Origin of the sequence: Streptomyces phaeochromogenes, assembly GCF_001418655.1 — a bacterium.
Classification (GTDB): Bacteria; Actinomycetota; Actinomycetes; order Streptomycetales; family Streptomycetaceae; genus Streptomyces; species Streptomyces phaeochromogenes.
Map to the genome: position 1 here is coordinate 27,163 of NZ_LIQZ01000136.1, position 12,047 is coordinate 39,209.

General features: G+C 70.4%; 12 protein-coding genes. 7 read left to right on the forward strand and 5 right to left on the reverse strand.

The window, feature by feature from the left end; translation table 11 throughout:
* Nucleotides 1-21 precede the first annotated feature (21 nt).
* Nucleotides 22-1,233, forward strand: coding sequence for an LCP family protein (locus AOK17_RS18895; protein WP_055613672.1), 1,212 nt, complete (start codon nt 22-24; stop codon nt 1,231-1,233).
* A gap of 36 nt (nt 1,234-1,269) precedes the next feature.
* Here the strand turns inward: AOK17_RS18895 and AOK17_RS18900 are convergent, their stop codons facing one another.
* Entirely contained in the window at nt 1,270-2,466 is a 1,197-nt protein-coding gene (locus tag AOK17_RS18900) for a N(5)-(carboxyethyl)ornithine synthase (RefSeq protein WP_055613673.1), read from the reverse strand.
* 120 nt (nt 2,467-2,586) lie between these two features.
* Nucleotides 2,587-2,859, reverse strand: a complete 273-nt coding sequence (locus AOK17_RS18905) for a hypothetical protein (protein ID WP_055613674.1) — start codon at nt 2,857-2,859, stop codon at nt 2,587-2,589.
* 488 nt (nt 2,860-3,347) lie between these two features.
* Here AOK17_RS18905 and AOK17_RS18910 point away from each other — a divergent pair, with 488 nt between their 5' ends.
* Nucleotides 3,348-3,551, forward strand: a complete 204-nt coding sequence (locus tag AOK17_RS18910) for a cold-shock protein (protein ID WP_055613675.1) — start codon at nt 3,348-3,350, stop codon at nt 3,549-3,551.
* Between the two features lie 165 nt (nt 3,552-3,716).
* Entirely contained in the window at nt 3,717-4,817 is a 1,101-nt protein-coding gene (locus AOK17_RS18915) for a fatty acid desaturase family protein (protein WP_079053123.1), read from the forward strand.
* Between the two features lie 28 nt (nt 4,818-4,845).
* Here AOK17_RS18915 and AOK17_RS18920 read toward each other — a convergent pair whose 3' ends face one another.
* On the reverse strand, nt 4,846-5,424 hold the full coding sequence (locus tag AOK17_RS18920; RefSeq protein WP_055613676.1) for a TetR/AcrR family transcriptional regulator: 579 nt from the start codon (nt 5,422-5,424) through the stop codon (nt 4,846-4,848).
* 393 nt (nt 5,425-5,817) lie between these two features.
* On the opposite strand from AOK17_RS18920, the gene AOK17_RS18925 reads away from it, so the two are divergent.
* Complete coding sequence (locus AOK17_RS18925) at nt 5,818-7,278, forward strand: MFS transporter (RefSeq protein WP_107102440.1); 1,461 nt, start codon at nt 5,818-5,820, stop codon at nt 7,276-7,278.
* A gap of 64 nt (nt 7,279-7,342) precedes the next feature.
* Here the strand turns inward: AOK17_RS18925 and AOK17_RS18930 are convergent, their stop codons facing one another.
* The gene (locus tag AOK17_RS18930) at nt 7,343-8,254 is read right to left on the reverse strand and encodes a helix-turn-helix domain-containing protein (protein ID WP_055613702.1); all 912 of its coding nucleotides are present in this window, start codon (nt 8,252-8,254) and stop codon (nt 7,343-7,345) included.
* Nucleotides 8,255-8,495: 241 nt separating this feature from the next.
* Between AOK17_RS18930 and AOK17_RS18935 the strand changes: the two genes are divergently transcribed.
* The gene (locus tag AOK17_RS18935; protein ID WP_055613677.1) at nt 8,496-9,374 is read left to right on the forward strand and encodes an oxidoreductase; all 879 of its coding nucleotides are present in this window, start codon (nt 8,496-8,498) and stop codon (nt 9,372-9,374) included.
* Between the two features lie 131 nt (nt 9,375-9,505).
* On the opposite strand, the gene AOK17_RS18940 is transcribed toward AOK17_RS18935, so the two are convergent.
* Nucleotides 9,506-10,291 carry a CDP-alcohol phosphatidyltransferase family protein gene (locus AOK17_RS18940; RefSeq protein WP_055613678.1) on the reverse strand — a complete coding sequence of 262 codons (786 nt, stop codon included), beginning with the start codon at nt 10,289-10,291 and terminating at the stop codon, nt 9,506-9,508.
* A gap of 144 nt (nt 10,292-10,435) precedes the next feature.
* On the opposite strand from AOK17_RS18940, the gene AOK17_RS18945 reads away from it, so the two are divergent.
* Together AOK17_RS18945 and AOK17_RS18950 are read left to right on the forward strand one after the other, a co-directional pair.
* Nucleotides 10,436-11,458: a zinc-dependent alcohol dehydrogenase gene (locus AOK17_RS18945; RefSeq protein ID WP_055613679.1), complete on the forward strand. Its 1,023-nt coding sequence runs from the start codon at nt 10,436-10,438 to the stop codon at nt 11,456-11,458.
* A gap of 171 nt (nt 11,459-11,629) precedes the next feature.
* Nucleotides 11,630-12,028, forward strand: coding sequence for a 6-pyruvoyl trahydropterin synthase family protein (locus AOK17_RS18950; protein ID WP_055613680.1), 399 nt, complete (start codon nt 11,630-11,632; stop codon nt 12,026-12,028).
* Nucleotides 12,029-12,047 lie beyond the last annotated feature (19 nt).

A 12,047-nucleotide genomic window follows, 5' to 3' on the forward strand; every position in this document is an offset into this window, starting at 1 on the left:
GATGAGGGACTGGACAGGCCGATGAGCGAAGGGACCGACCTGCCGGTGGGCTATGACCGGAGCGGTGGTGCGGCTCAGCCGCCCAGTGGCGTCACGGGCCGGGTGGCACGCGGGAACGCGTCCTCGCCCTCGACGCGCACGGCACCACTGCCGGGCATGCCCTCACCCGCCACCCCCGGCCGCACCGGGCACGGCCGCCGGCCACCGGGGGACGCGGGAAGCGGCAGGTCTCCCAAGCCGCCCCCCAGCCGTCGCCGCAAGGTCACGCGGCTCGCGATCCTCCTGGTCGTCGCGCTGGTGGCCTCCGCCGCCGGGACGTACGTGTGGGCCGACACCAAGCTCGACCAGGAGGTCGACCTCGGCGCGCTGCCGGACCGGCCGGCGGAGGGGGAGGGCACCAACTACCTGATCGTGGGCTCCGACAGCCGCGCCGGTCTCTCCGAGCAGGCCAGGAAAAGTCTGCGCACCGGCTCGGCCGAGGGCCGCCGCACCGACTCGATGATCCTGCTGCACACCGGCGCGAACGGCACCACGATGATGAGCCTGCCCCGCGACTCGTGGGTGACGGTCCCGCCGTACGTACGCCCCGACACCGGCAAGAGCTTCTCCGCCGAGCCGAACAAACTGAACGCCGCGTTCTCGCTGGGCGGCCCCGACCTGCTCGTACGGGCCGTGGAACGCAACACCGGGCTGCACATCGACCACTACGCGGAGATCGGCTTCGCGGGCTTCGTCGGGGTGGTGGACGCGGTCGGCGGCGTGGACATGTGCCTGGAGCGCGCCGTCAAGGACGAGAAGTCCGGCGCGGACCTGCGCCAGGGCTGCCAGACCCTCGACGGCGCCGAGGCGCTGGCGTTCGTCCGGCAGCGCAAGCAGGAGGCCGAGGGCGACCTGGGCCGCACCCGCAATCAGCAGAAGTTCCTGACGGCGCTCGCCAAGAAGGCGGTCACCCCGGGCACGCTCCTCAACCCGGCCAGGTCCTTCCCGACACTCGGCGCGGGCCTCGACACGCTCGTGGTCGACAAGGACACGGGCCTACGGGACCTGATGTCGCTGTTCCAGGCGATGCAGAGCGTCTCGGCGGGCAACGGCAGGCAGATCAACGTGCCCGTCTCCGACCCCGGTTTCGCCACCTCCAAGGGCAGCGCCGTGAAGTGGGACGACCGCCGGGCGCAGCAGCTCTTCGCGGAACTGCGGGACGACCGGCCGGTGACGCTCCCGCCCGGGAAGTGACCCTGCCGGGCCGGAGCGCGTCGGACCTCAGGTGTGTCAGACCGGCTGCGCGGAGGAGTGCAGCGCCGCCGGGGTGAGAACCGGGTCCGGCGTCTCGCGGGTGTGCGGGAAGCCGGCCGCCCGGTGCTGGAACGACAGGATCTTCGGGTTCATCACGACGCCGTCGCGGATCTCGATGGCGTTGCTGATCGTGGCGTCCGCGTCCCATTCCGCGGGGCCGCTCATCACCTTGCGCAGATAGGGGAGGAGCGCCTCACTGATCTCCCAGGTGGCCGAGTTCCACAGGTGGGACGGGCTGTGGTCCACCCCGTAGTAGTGGCAGCCGGGACCGACCGTGGGCATCGGGTCGCCGAAGGTGGTCGGGCAGGCCCAGGTGAAGCCCATTCCCTCGTCGCAGGCGACGTCGACGAAGAAGGTCCCCGGCTTGAACAGGGCGAGCTCCTCGTCGGTGACGAACGTCAGCGGCGCGTCGGTGTCCTGCCGGATGCAGTTGACGATGATGTCGAACCCGGCCAGGTACTCCGCGAGCGGTACGGGACCGAGCCCGGTGAGTGCCTGCAGACGCGTGGGATCGTCCGGCCGCTCCTCGAAGTGGCCCATCACGACGGACGGCATCGGCGAGGCCACCGCCGCCGCGGCGCGCTGGGTGAGCACCGTGACGTCGGAGATCCCCATGGCGCCCAGACCCGTGACCGCTCCGCGTGCTGTGGCGCCGAAGCTGATGACCACAGCGCGCATCCGCCGCCCGTAGCTGCCGGTCAGCCCGCCGAGCTGCAGGGCGTGCAGCACCGAGCAGTAGCCCGCGAGCTCGTTGTTCTTGTGGAACACATGGACACTGAAGGCGCCCGTGGACGTCCAGTGGTTCATGGCCTCCCAGGCGATGAGAGTCAGCTGACGGTCGATGCCGAGCTGGGTCATCTTCTCGTCCTGCACGCAGTGCGGCCATCCCCACAGCACCTGGCCCTGGCGCAGTGCGGCGACGTCCTCGTGCATGGGCTTGGGCAGCAGCAGCACATCGCACTCGTCGAGGAGCTGCTCGCGGGAGCGCAGGCCCGCCACCTGCGGCCGCAGCGCATCGTCCGCGACGCCGAACCGTTCGCCGTAGCCCTGTTCGAGGAAGATCTTCTCGCGTACGTCGGGTGCGATCCGGCCGAGGTGGGCCGGGTGCAGGGGAAGGCGGAACTCGTTTTCCTTGCGGGAGGAGGCGAGTACTCCGAGACTCAGCAGGCTCATGCGCTTCCTCATCATCATTTCGTTCGTGTCATGGCGTTCGCGCCAGGTCGTTCTTGTGGTTCTCGTCGTGCTGCGTGCTGCGTGCTGCGTGCCGCGTGCGGCCGTCCGGTCTCCGGTCGGTCAGGAGGCGCCGGGCCGGTGCGCGCGGACGCGCTCGGTCAGCGGGAGCGGTGTCTCGTTCAGACCGTTCACCGACCCGCACGCCATGCGTGCGCACGTCCCGTGGCAGGCGAGCAACTGCTTGTCGTCGCGGTGGGAGACCACCACGGCCTCGGGGTCGGGCGCGTTGCGGTAGTCCGTACCGCAGATCAGGCAGGCCAGCCCGGCGAGCATCTCGGCGGTCGGCTCGGGACGGCCGCGGCGGTGGCCGGAGATCGAGTCCTGTGAATACATGTGTCCGCATCCTCTTGATCGGTTCAGAGCCGTGCGCGGGATGCCGGAATGCGACGGAGGCATCCCGGTGGGCAGGAACTTCGCTACCGCGCTGCGCGGGAACGGATACGGAAGGCGGCGAGACGGTACGAGCCAGAAGGCATGTGCGGCCCATTTCCGGCCGGATCCGAGGTGCGCCGGCCTGTGCCGTTCCCCGAGGGCGACGCCGAAACGGATGACGGCATGCGAGGTGCGCTCGGTGCTGCCAACCGTACTCCCCTCCGGACCCGCCACGTGCCGCATCGCACAGCCCGGGAACGTTGCCGACATCCCGGACGTTGTAGGGGACGGTTGTAGTTGAAGTTTGCGAACGTGGAAGCGCCCGCGGAGTTCCGACAGCGGGCGTTTCGTCGTTTCGGGGGTTTTCTTCGACGGCTGACGACCAACAGCCCGGGATCGCGCGAGCGCGCGACTTCCTGACCGGCTCGTCATCTCGAAGGAGACATCACATGGCTCAAGGCACCGTGAAGTGGTTCAACGCGGAGAAGGGTTTCGGCTTCATCACCTCCGATGAGGGCGGCACCGACGTCTTCGTGCACCACTCGGCGATCGACACCGAGGGTTTCCGCTCCCTGGCGGAGAACCAGCGGGTGGAGTTCACCGCAAGCCAGGGCCCCAAGGGCATGCAGGCCGACCAGGTCCGCGCCCTCTGAGGACATCTCGTCAGGACAGGCCCGCACCGCGGGCCTGTCCCGTGCTGCATCCGTCCACACCCGTGTGCATCGTTCCGCGTCCATCAGCTTCCGTACGGGCTTTCCGCGTTCGGCGCCCTGCCCCCGCGTCGGTGGTATCGGCCCGCGCATCCCGAGAGGAAAGCCGTGAGCACTGATTTCATCAACCGGGGCACCGATCCCACGGCCCAGCACGCCGAGACGACGAAACCCCCGCCCGGCACCCGGGGCAGCGACTACGCCGCGCTGTCCCGCGAGGTGAAGCAGCGCGGGCTGCTGAAGCGACGCCGTGGCTACTACAGCGCAAAGGTGAGCGGAAACCTGCTTCTGCTGGCCGCCGGCTGGACCGCGTTCGCCCTGATCGGGCCGTCGTGGTGGCAGTTGCTGACCGCCGCGTTCCTCGCGGTGATGTTCACCCAGACCGGGTTCATCGGGCACGACGCCGGACACCACCAGATCGCGTCCTCCAAGCGCGTCAACACGCTGCTCGGCCGCGTCCACGTCGATCTGCTGATCGGCCTCAGCTACGGCTGGTGGATCGCCAAGCACAACCGGCACCACTCCCACCCCAACCACGTCGGCCGCGACCCGGACATCGCCGAGGGCGCGATCGCCTTCACCGAGGACCACGCCCGCGTCCGCAGCGGGGCGTACGCATGGCTCGCCCGTCACCAGGCCTGGCTGTTCTTCCCGATGCTGCTCCTGGAAGGGTTCGCCCTGCACGTGGCGGGCGTACAGGCGCTGTTCGACCGCACCGGCAGCGGGACCCCGCGCAAGACCAGGCTCGCCGAGGCCGGCCTGCTGACGGCGCATCTCGGCGGCTATCTCGCCGCCCTGTTCCTGGTCCTCACCCCGCTCCAGGCCGTGGTCTTCCTCCTTGTGCACCAAGGGCTGTTCGGGCTCTACATGGGGTGCTCGTTCGCCCCGAACCACAAGGGCATGCCCATGTTCGCCAAGGACGACAAAATCGACTTCCTGCGCCGGCAGGTGCTGACCTCACGGAACATCCGTGGTCGCCGGTTCACGGACTTCGCGCTCGGCGGGCTCAACTACCAGATCGAGCACCACCTGTTCCCGTCCATGCCGCGCCCCAGCCTGCGCCACGCCCAGGAACTCGTACGCACGTACTGCGCCCGGCACGGCATCGCGTACCACGAGACCGGGCTTCTCGACTCCTACGGTCAGGTGCTGCGGCACCTCCACGACGTCGCCGGGCCGCTGCGCCTGCGCCCCGAGCTGGAGTACTGACCGGGGTCAGCTGGAGCACTGACCAGGGTCAGCGGGATGCGCGTACGCCGTCCAGTGCGACGGACAGGACCCGGTCGCGCTGGGCGTCGTCGTCGAAGGCCGTCGCGGTGATGCCCGCGACCATGCGCAGCAGGTCGACGAAGTCCATGTCCGTGCGTGCCGCGCCGGCTCGCTGGGCCCGGTCGAACAGCGGGCCGCCGGCCGCGTACATCGACTCGCGGCAGGCGGTGAAGATCTCCGACTCGTCGTTGAGCGCCTCCCGGACGGCCCGCTTGGTCACCATGTAGTCGGCGAACCGGTCGAGCCACGTCGTCAGCGCCTCCCACGGCTCCAGCTCGGCGACCTCCTCCGCGACCCGGCACAGGGTGTTGACCTCGTCCGCGTAGACGCTCTCGAAGAGATGCCTGCGGGTGGGGAAGTTCCGGTACAGCGTGCCGATGCCGACGCCCGCGCGACGGGCGACGTCCTCCAGTGAGGCCTCCGCGCCGTGCTCCGTGAAGGCATCTCGGGCGGCCGTGAGCAGGGCGTCGTAGTTGCGCGCCGCGTCCTTCCGGTGCGGTCGCCGGGACGCGACGATCTCGCTGACGGGGAACGACTGGGCGGTCACTGCTGCCTCCCGGGGCGGGACGAGGTTGAAGCGGAGGTATGCCTCCGCTACAGTGGAGGGGTACCTCCACTTTAGCAGTGCGGGGTGCGTACGGCGTGGACGCGTGCGGCCGCACGCATCGACGACGCGACGCCACCCGCATCGGGCGGGCCCCCGGGCCACTCCCGCATACGGACGGGCCCCGGGCCCGTACCCGTGCGGGTCCCGCGCCTGAGCGCATCGCCCGTCCCTGACACTTTCCGCGACCTTCCCCCGGCTCTCGGCCGAGCCCGAAACCGGGGGGACCGCCACCCCGCGACCGTCGCCGTGCCCTGTGCTGCCCCCGGGCGGGCACCGGGCCCGTACGGCCGCGGTCCGAGGCTCTCGGCCGCAACCAGTTCGGAGAGGCTCTTCATGCCCCGCAAGTCCACTCGCCTCACCTTCGCGGTCCTCGCGACCGGTGCGGGCGTGTTCTCCATGCTCCAGTCGCTGATCGCGCCGGCCCTGCCGACCGTTCAGCACGCACTGGACACCTCCCAGTCCACCGCGACCTGGGTGATGACGGCGTACCTGCTGTCCGCCTCGGTCTTCACGCCGATCCTCGGCCGGGTCGGTGACCTGATCGGCAAGAAACGCACCCTCGTCGCCGTCCTGGTGGCCGTGCTGCTCGGGTGTCTGCTCGCCGCGCTCGCCCCGACCATCGGCGTACTGATCGTCGCCCGGGTCGTCCAGGGCATCGGCGGCGCGCTGTTCCCGCTGTCCTTCGGCATCATCCGGGACGAGTTCGCCGCGAACCGGGTGAGCCCCAGCATCAGCAACCTGTCCGCCGTGATCGCCGCGGGCGGCGGTGTCGGCATGGTCGCCGCCGGTCCCGTCGTGAGCGCGCTCGGCTACCGCTGGCTCTTCTGGCTCCCCGTCGGCATCGTCGCGGTCACCGCGCTGATCGCCCTCCGGTACGTCCCGGAGTCGCCCAGCCGTGCCGTGGGCCGTGTCAACTGGCTCGGCGCCGTCCTGCTGTCGGCATGGCTGGTGGCGCTGCTGCTGCCGCTCAGCCAGGCGGGCCAGTGGGGCTGGGGCTCCGCCCGGGTGATCGGACTGTTCGCCGCCGCCGTGGTGCTCTTCGCGCTGTGGCTGCTGGCCGAGTCGCGGTCCCGCTCCCCGCTGATCGACCTGCGTGTCATGCGGCTGCCCGCCGTGTGGACCACCAACACCGCCGCGCTGCTGTTCGGCGCCGGCATGTACTCGATCTGGTCCTTCCTGCCCGGCTTCGTCCAGACGCCCGGCTCCGCGGGGTACGGATTCGGCGCGAGCGTCACCGCGTCCGGACTGCTCATGCTGCCGATGCTGATCGCGATGTTCGTCTCGGGCATCCTGAGCGGCCGTTTGGAGCCGGTCCTCGGAGCGAAGAAGCTGCTCACCACCGGTGCCGCACTCGGCGCGGTCGCCTGCGGGTTCCTCGCCCTCTGGCACGACGAGCAGTGGCAGATCGCCTTCGTGTCGGGCGTCTTCGGCCTCGGCATAGGTCTGGCCTTCGCCTCTATGGCCAACCTGATCGTGGGCAGCGTCCCGGCCGAGCAGACCGGCGCCGCGACCGGCATGAACGCCAACATCCGCACCATCGGCGGATCCATCGGTGCCGCCGTGACCAGCGTCCTGGTGACCGGCCATCTGCAGCCCTCGGGCCTGCCGTACGAGTCCGGCTACACCCACGGATTCACCCTGCTCGCCCTGCTCTGCCTCGCCGCGGCCCTGGCCGCACTCCTCGTCCCGGTCCAGCGGGCGAACCGTATGTCCCGCGTGCCCCGGGCCGCCGCCGACGACCACGAGGTGTCGCGCACGGATCAGGAGACCGTCGCACCGGGCGTGCGCGGCTGACGTGATCGCGGAGCGACGCACCGGCCGTCGCCCAGTCCCTCACCAGAGGTCCGGGCGGCGGCCGTCACTGCTCGTCGACGGCCCGGTGCTCGTCCGAGCCGGTCAGCTTCCGGCCGTCGCCGGAGGAGGTCGCCGTCAGACTCCCGAGTATGGCGAGCAGTTCGGCGTCCCGGCTGCCCGGTTCGGCGTGGAAGACCTTGAGGATCAGGCCGTCCGTGCCGTTGATGGCCAGCTTGTTGGACTGCAGGTCGAGGTCGCCGACCTTCGGATGGTGCAGCCGCATGACGCGCGCGTGCTTGGGCCGCACGTCGTGACGGCCCCACAGACGACGGAAACGCTCACTGCGTACGGACAGTTCGCCCACGAGTTCCACCAGGCGGGGATCGTCGACATCGGGTCCGACGTTGGCCCGCAGGGCGGCGACCCCCGCCTCGGTCAGTTCCTCCCAGTCCCGGCGCAGTTCCCGTTCGGACTCGTCGAGAAGGATGGCCCTGATGAGATTGATGCCCGGGGAGTGGCTCGGGGACAGGGCCATCGCCAGTGGGTTGGCCGCGAGCACGTCGGTGAACCTGTTCTCGACGTACGCGGGATTGCTCGGCCACCCGTCGATGAGCTGGAGGATGCCGGGCGGCACGGGCTCGGGCTTCTGCGCGGCGCGTCCACGGTCGCCGGAGCGGTCCGAACGACGGGCCTGGGACGGGCGCGCCTGCGTCAGGCCGATCAGGTGCGCGGTGGCGGGCGCGTCCAGGTCCAGCACGTCGGCCAGGGCTTCGAGGACCTGGAGCGACGGGTTGCGGTCGCGGCCCTGCTCAAGGCGCAGGTAGTAGTCGGCGCTGATCCCGGCCAGCATCGCGACCTCCTCGCGGCGCAGCCCCGGTACGCGCCGCAGGCCGCCGTGGCGGATCCCGGCGTCCTCGGGCCGTATCAGCGCGCGACGGGCCCGCAGGAACTCTCCGAGGGCGTTCGTTGCGTCCATGACTCAACCGTAGGTCCGTCCCGGCGCCGGTGACTGTCCCTGTCACTACCAGGAACAGCGGGGTACTGCCGACCGCCGTCGACCGGGCGCAGAGTCGGCATCGGCGGAGGACGACTCGTCCACGTACATCAGGACGCCCTCCCATGCACATCAGGACGAACCCGTCCACGCGCATCGGGACGAACCCGTCCACGCGCATACAGACACAGAACAGCCATGGATACGCAGCGAGAGGCACACCATGACGGACGCAACCGGCACCGTTTCCGGCGGAACCCTGACCCTGGCCGACGATCTGACGATCACCCGCATGGGATACGGAGCCATGCAGTTGGCGGGTCCCAACGTCTTCGGGCCGCCCAAGGACCGGGACGAGGCCGTCGCGGTACTGCGGGAGGCCGTCGAGCGGGGCATCACCCACATCGACACCAGCGACTTCTACGGGCCCGTCGTCGTCAACGAGATCATCAAGGAGGCCCTGTACCCCTACCCCGCGGACCTGCGCATCGTCACCAAGGTCGGCGCCCGCCGCGGCGACGACGGCAGCTGGCTCCTGTCGCGGGACCCCGAGGACCTCAAGGCCCAGGTCCACGAGAACCTCCAGCACCTCGGCGTGGACGCCCTCGACGTGGTGAACCTGCGCGTCGGCTCCAACGACGGAGGGACGGACGAGGAGCCGCTCAGCGACCAGTTCGGCGCCCTGGCCGAACTGCGCAGAGAGGGCCTGATCCGCCACCTCGGCGTCAGTGCCGTCTCCGACGCGCAGCTCACTGAAGCCCAGGCCATCGCCCCGGTCGTCACGGTGCAGAACCTCTACAACCTGGCCAACCGCCAGGACGACGCCCTCGTCGAGCGGTGCGCGGCGGAGAACATCGCGTTCGCCGCGTTCTTCCCGCTCGGCGGCTTCAGTCCACTGCAGTCGCAGACGCTGACCGACGTGGCCGCCCGCCTGGACGCCTCGCCCCAGCAGGTGGCCCTGGCCTGGCTGCTCCAGCGCTCCACGACCACGGTCCTGATCCCCGGCACGTCTTCGCGGGCCCACCTGCGCGACAACATCGCGGCGGCGGAGTTGGTCCTGCCGGACCGTGAGATCGCGGAACTGGACAGGATCGGCCGCTGATTCACCACCTAAGGGGCGCGGGGAACTGCGCGACCAGCCACAGACCACCCGCAGTGAGAGTCGTACCTCAGCTGCGGGTCGGTGGGGGCTGGGCGCGCAGTTCCCCGCGCCCCTTACGGGGCACAGCCCCTTTACGGGACGCCCACACCCGCGGTCTCCCGGTGGAGGTGCTCGACCTCGACCGGCGTGACCCCCCGCTCGGCGGAGCCCCTCGTCCGCCACAGCCAAGCGATGTCACGGCCGAACGACCACGTCAGCAGGCCGAGGGCGAGGGCGACGACGCCGAACGTCGGGGCGTACGGGAGGATTCCCGAGCCCGCGAGCAGCAGCAGGACGCCCTGGAGGGCGGCCACCGTCTTGCGGCCCGTGCTCGGCGGGAGGGCGTTGTTCAGCCACGGCAGGAACCGGGCTGCCGCCACGAAGGCGTAGCGCATGCCGCCGATCAGCAGGGCCCAGGCGCCCACGGTCGTGGAGACGTACACGCTGAGCACCAGGATGAGGAACGCGTCGACCTCCATGTCGAACCGCGCGCCCAGCGCGGAGGAGGAACCCGTCCGGCGGGCGACCTTGCCGTCGACCGCGTCGAGAATCAGGGCGACCGCGGTGAGGGCGACGAGGACCGTCACCGGCGGCGGGCTCTGGAAGGAGTCCGCGACGAGCGCGGTCACTCCGCCGACAAGGGTGGCCCGGCCCAGGGTCACGCGGTTCGCGGGTCCGAAGGAACGGGGCCGCGTGCGGTGCAGGGCGCGTGAGAGCACCGCCCACGTCGCGAGCGCGAACGCCAGTCCCGTCAGCCAGCCCGCGGGCCCCATGCCGAGCGCCGTGCCGAGCACGGTGAGCAACAGAAGCTGCACACCCGCTCCCACGGCCGTCTCCTGCTGCAAGAGCCTCGCGTCGTACGTGTTGTTCAGGGCCACCGCACATCCTCCGGCCAGGTGACAGAGTCGATCAATGCCGCGTACCTTGTGCGCGGCTTCGCAAAGGTCGGTACGTGGCTCGCCGCCCGATCGTTCAGCTGATTTGCTCAGCCCATTCACATGGACCACCCAGGAGGATGCCGAATGGACCGCTCCGCCCGCGCCTTCTGGCTCCGCTCTCCCGGCCTCGGTGAGATCCGGGACGCCCAACTGCCCGAACCCGCCGAGGGCGAGGTCGTGGTCCGAACACTTTTCTCGGGGGTGAGCCGTGGAACCGAGACGCTCGTCTTCCGGGGAGGCGTGCCGGAGAGCCAGCACGCCTCCATGCGGGCGCCCTTCCAGGAGGGCGACTTCCCCGGCCCGGTCAAGTACGGCTACCTGAACGTAGGAGTGGTGGAGGCGGGACCGACGGACCTCCTCGGGCGGACCGTCTTCTCCCTCTACCCTCACCAGACCCGGTTCGTCGTCCCCGCGAGCGCCGTCACCCCGGTGCCCGAGACCGTGCCCGCCTCGCGCGCCGTGCTCGCCGGAACCGTGGAGACCGCGGTCAACGCCCTCTGGGACGCGGCACCGTTGATCGGCGACCGGATCACCGTGGTCGGCGCCGGCATGGTCGGCGCGAGTGTCGCCGCGCTCCTGGCCCGGTTTCCCGCGGCCCGGGTCCAACTCGTCGACGCCAACCCGGCGCGCGCCGGCATCGCACAGGCCCTCGGCGTCGACTTCGCGCTCCCGGCGGACGCGGCAGGCGACCGCGACCTGGTCGTCCACGCCAGCGCCACCGAGGCCGGACTCGCCCGATCCCTCGAACTCCTCACCCCGGAGGGCACCGTCCTCGAACTGAGCTGGTACGGCGACCGGAAGGTGAGCCTGCCGCTCGGCGAGGCGTTCCACTCACGCCGCCTGGTGATACGCAGCAGCCAGGTCGGAACCGTCTCCCCGGCCAGGAGCGCCCGCCGCACCTACGCCGACCGCCTCGCCATCGCCCTCGACCTGCTCGCCGACCCGGCCTTCGACGCCCTGATCACCGGCGAGTCCTCCTTCGAGGAGCTGCCGGAGACGATGACCGGGCTCGCTGCGGCAGAATCGACGGAGATGTGCCACCTGGTCCGCTACGACGCCACCGTGCCCCTCAGGGGCGCGGGGAACGGCGCGACGAGCCCCGACTGACCCGCAGTCACCAACTCACCTCCACCCACACCGAACCCAACCGCCCCACCCCGCGGAGCGCACTGTCCGAAACTCCGAGCCGAACCCCCTGAACACGGAGAACGGACCGGCCGTACTACACGGCACGCCCCGGCAGAGGGGTCAGACGCACCGCACCTGGAGGGTCGTCCGTTGTTCAGCATCACCGTCCGCGATCACCTGATGATCGCCCACAGCTTCCGCGGAGAGGTCTTCGGACCCGCGCAGCGCCTGCACGGGGCGACGTTCCTCGTGGACGCCACGTTCCGCCGCACCGAGCTGGACGACGACAACATCGTCGTCGACATCGGACTGGCCACCAGGGAACTCGGGGAGGTGGTGGCCGAGATGAACTACCGGAACCTCGACAACGAGCCGGTGTTCGCCGACACCAACACCTCGACGGAGTTCCTGGCCAAGGTCGTTGCCGACCGCCTCGCCGAGCGCGTGGAGAAGGGCCTGCTGGGCGAGGGCGCCCGCGGCCTGGCCGGCATCACCGTCACCCTGCACGAGTCGCACATCGCCTGGGCGAGTTACGAGCGTGCCCTGTGAGCCACAACGCCGACATCAT

Bases quoted from the DNA above. Each gene is read 5' to 3' on its own strand.
- AOK17_RS18895 (WP_055613672.1), top strand. From the start codon at position 22: ATGAGCGAAGGGACCGACCTGCCGGTGGGCTATGACCGGAGCGGTGGT.
- AOK17_RS18900 (WP_055613673.1), bottom strand. From the start codon at position 2,466: ATGAGCCTGCTGAGTCTCGGAGTACTCGCCTCCTCCCGCAAGGAAAAC.
- AOK17_RS18905 (WP_055613674.1), bottom strand. From the start codon at position 2,859: ATGTATTCACAGGACTCGATCTCCGGCCACCGCCGCGGCCGTCCCGAG.
- AOK17_RS18910 (WP_055613675.1), top strand. From the start codon at position 3,348: ATGGCTCAAGGCACCGTGAAGTGGTTCAACGCGGAGAAGGGTTTCGGC.
- AOK17_RS18925 (WP_107102440.1), top strand. From the start codon at position 5,818: ATGCCCCGCAAGTCCACTCGCCTCACCTTCGCGGTCCTCGCGACCGGT.
- AOK17_RS18930 (WP_055613702.1), bottom strand. From the start codon at position 8,254: ATGGACGCAACGAACGCCCTCGGAGAGTTCCTGCGGGCCCGTCGCGCG.
- AOK17_RS18935 (WP_055613677.1), top strand. From the start codon at position 8,496: ATGACGGACGCAACCGGCACCGTTTCCGGCGGAACCCTGACCCTGGCC.
- AOK17_RS18945 (WP_055613679.1), top strand. From the start codon at position 10,436: ATGGACCGCTCCGCCCGCGCCTTCTGGCTCCGCTCTCCCGGCCTCGGT.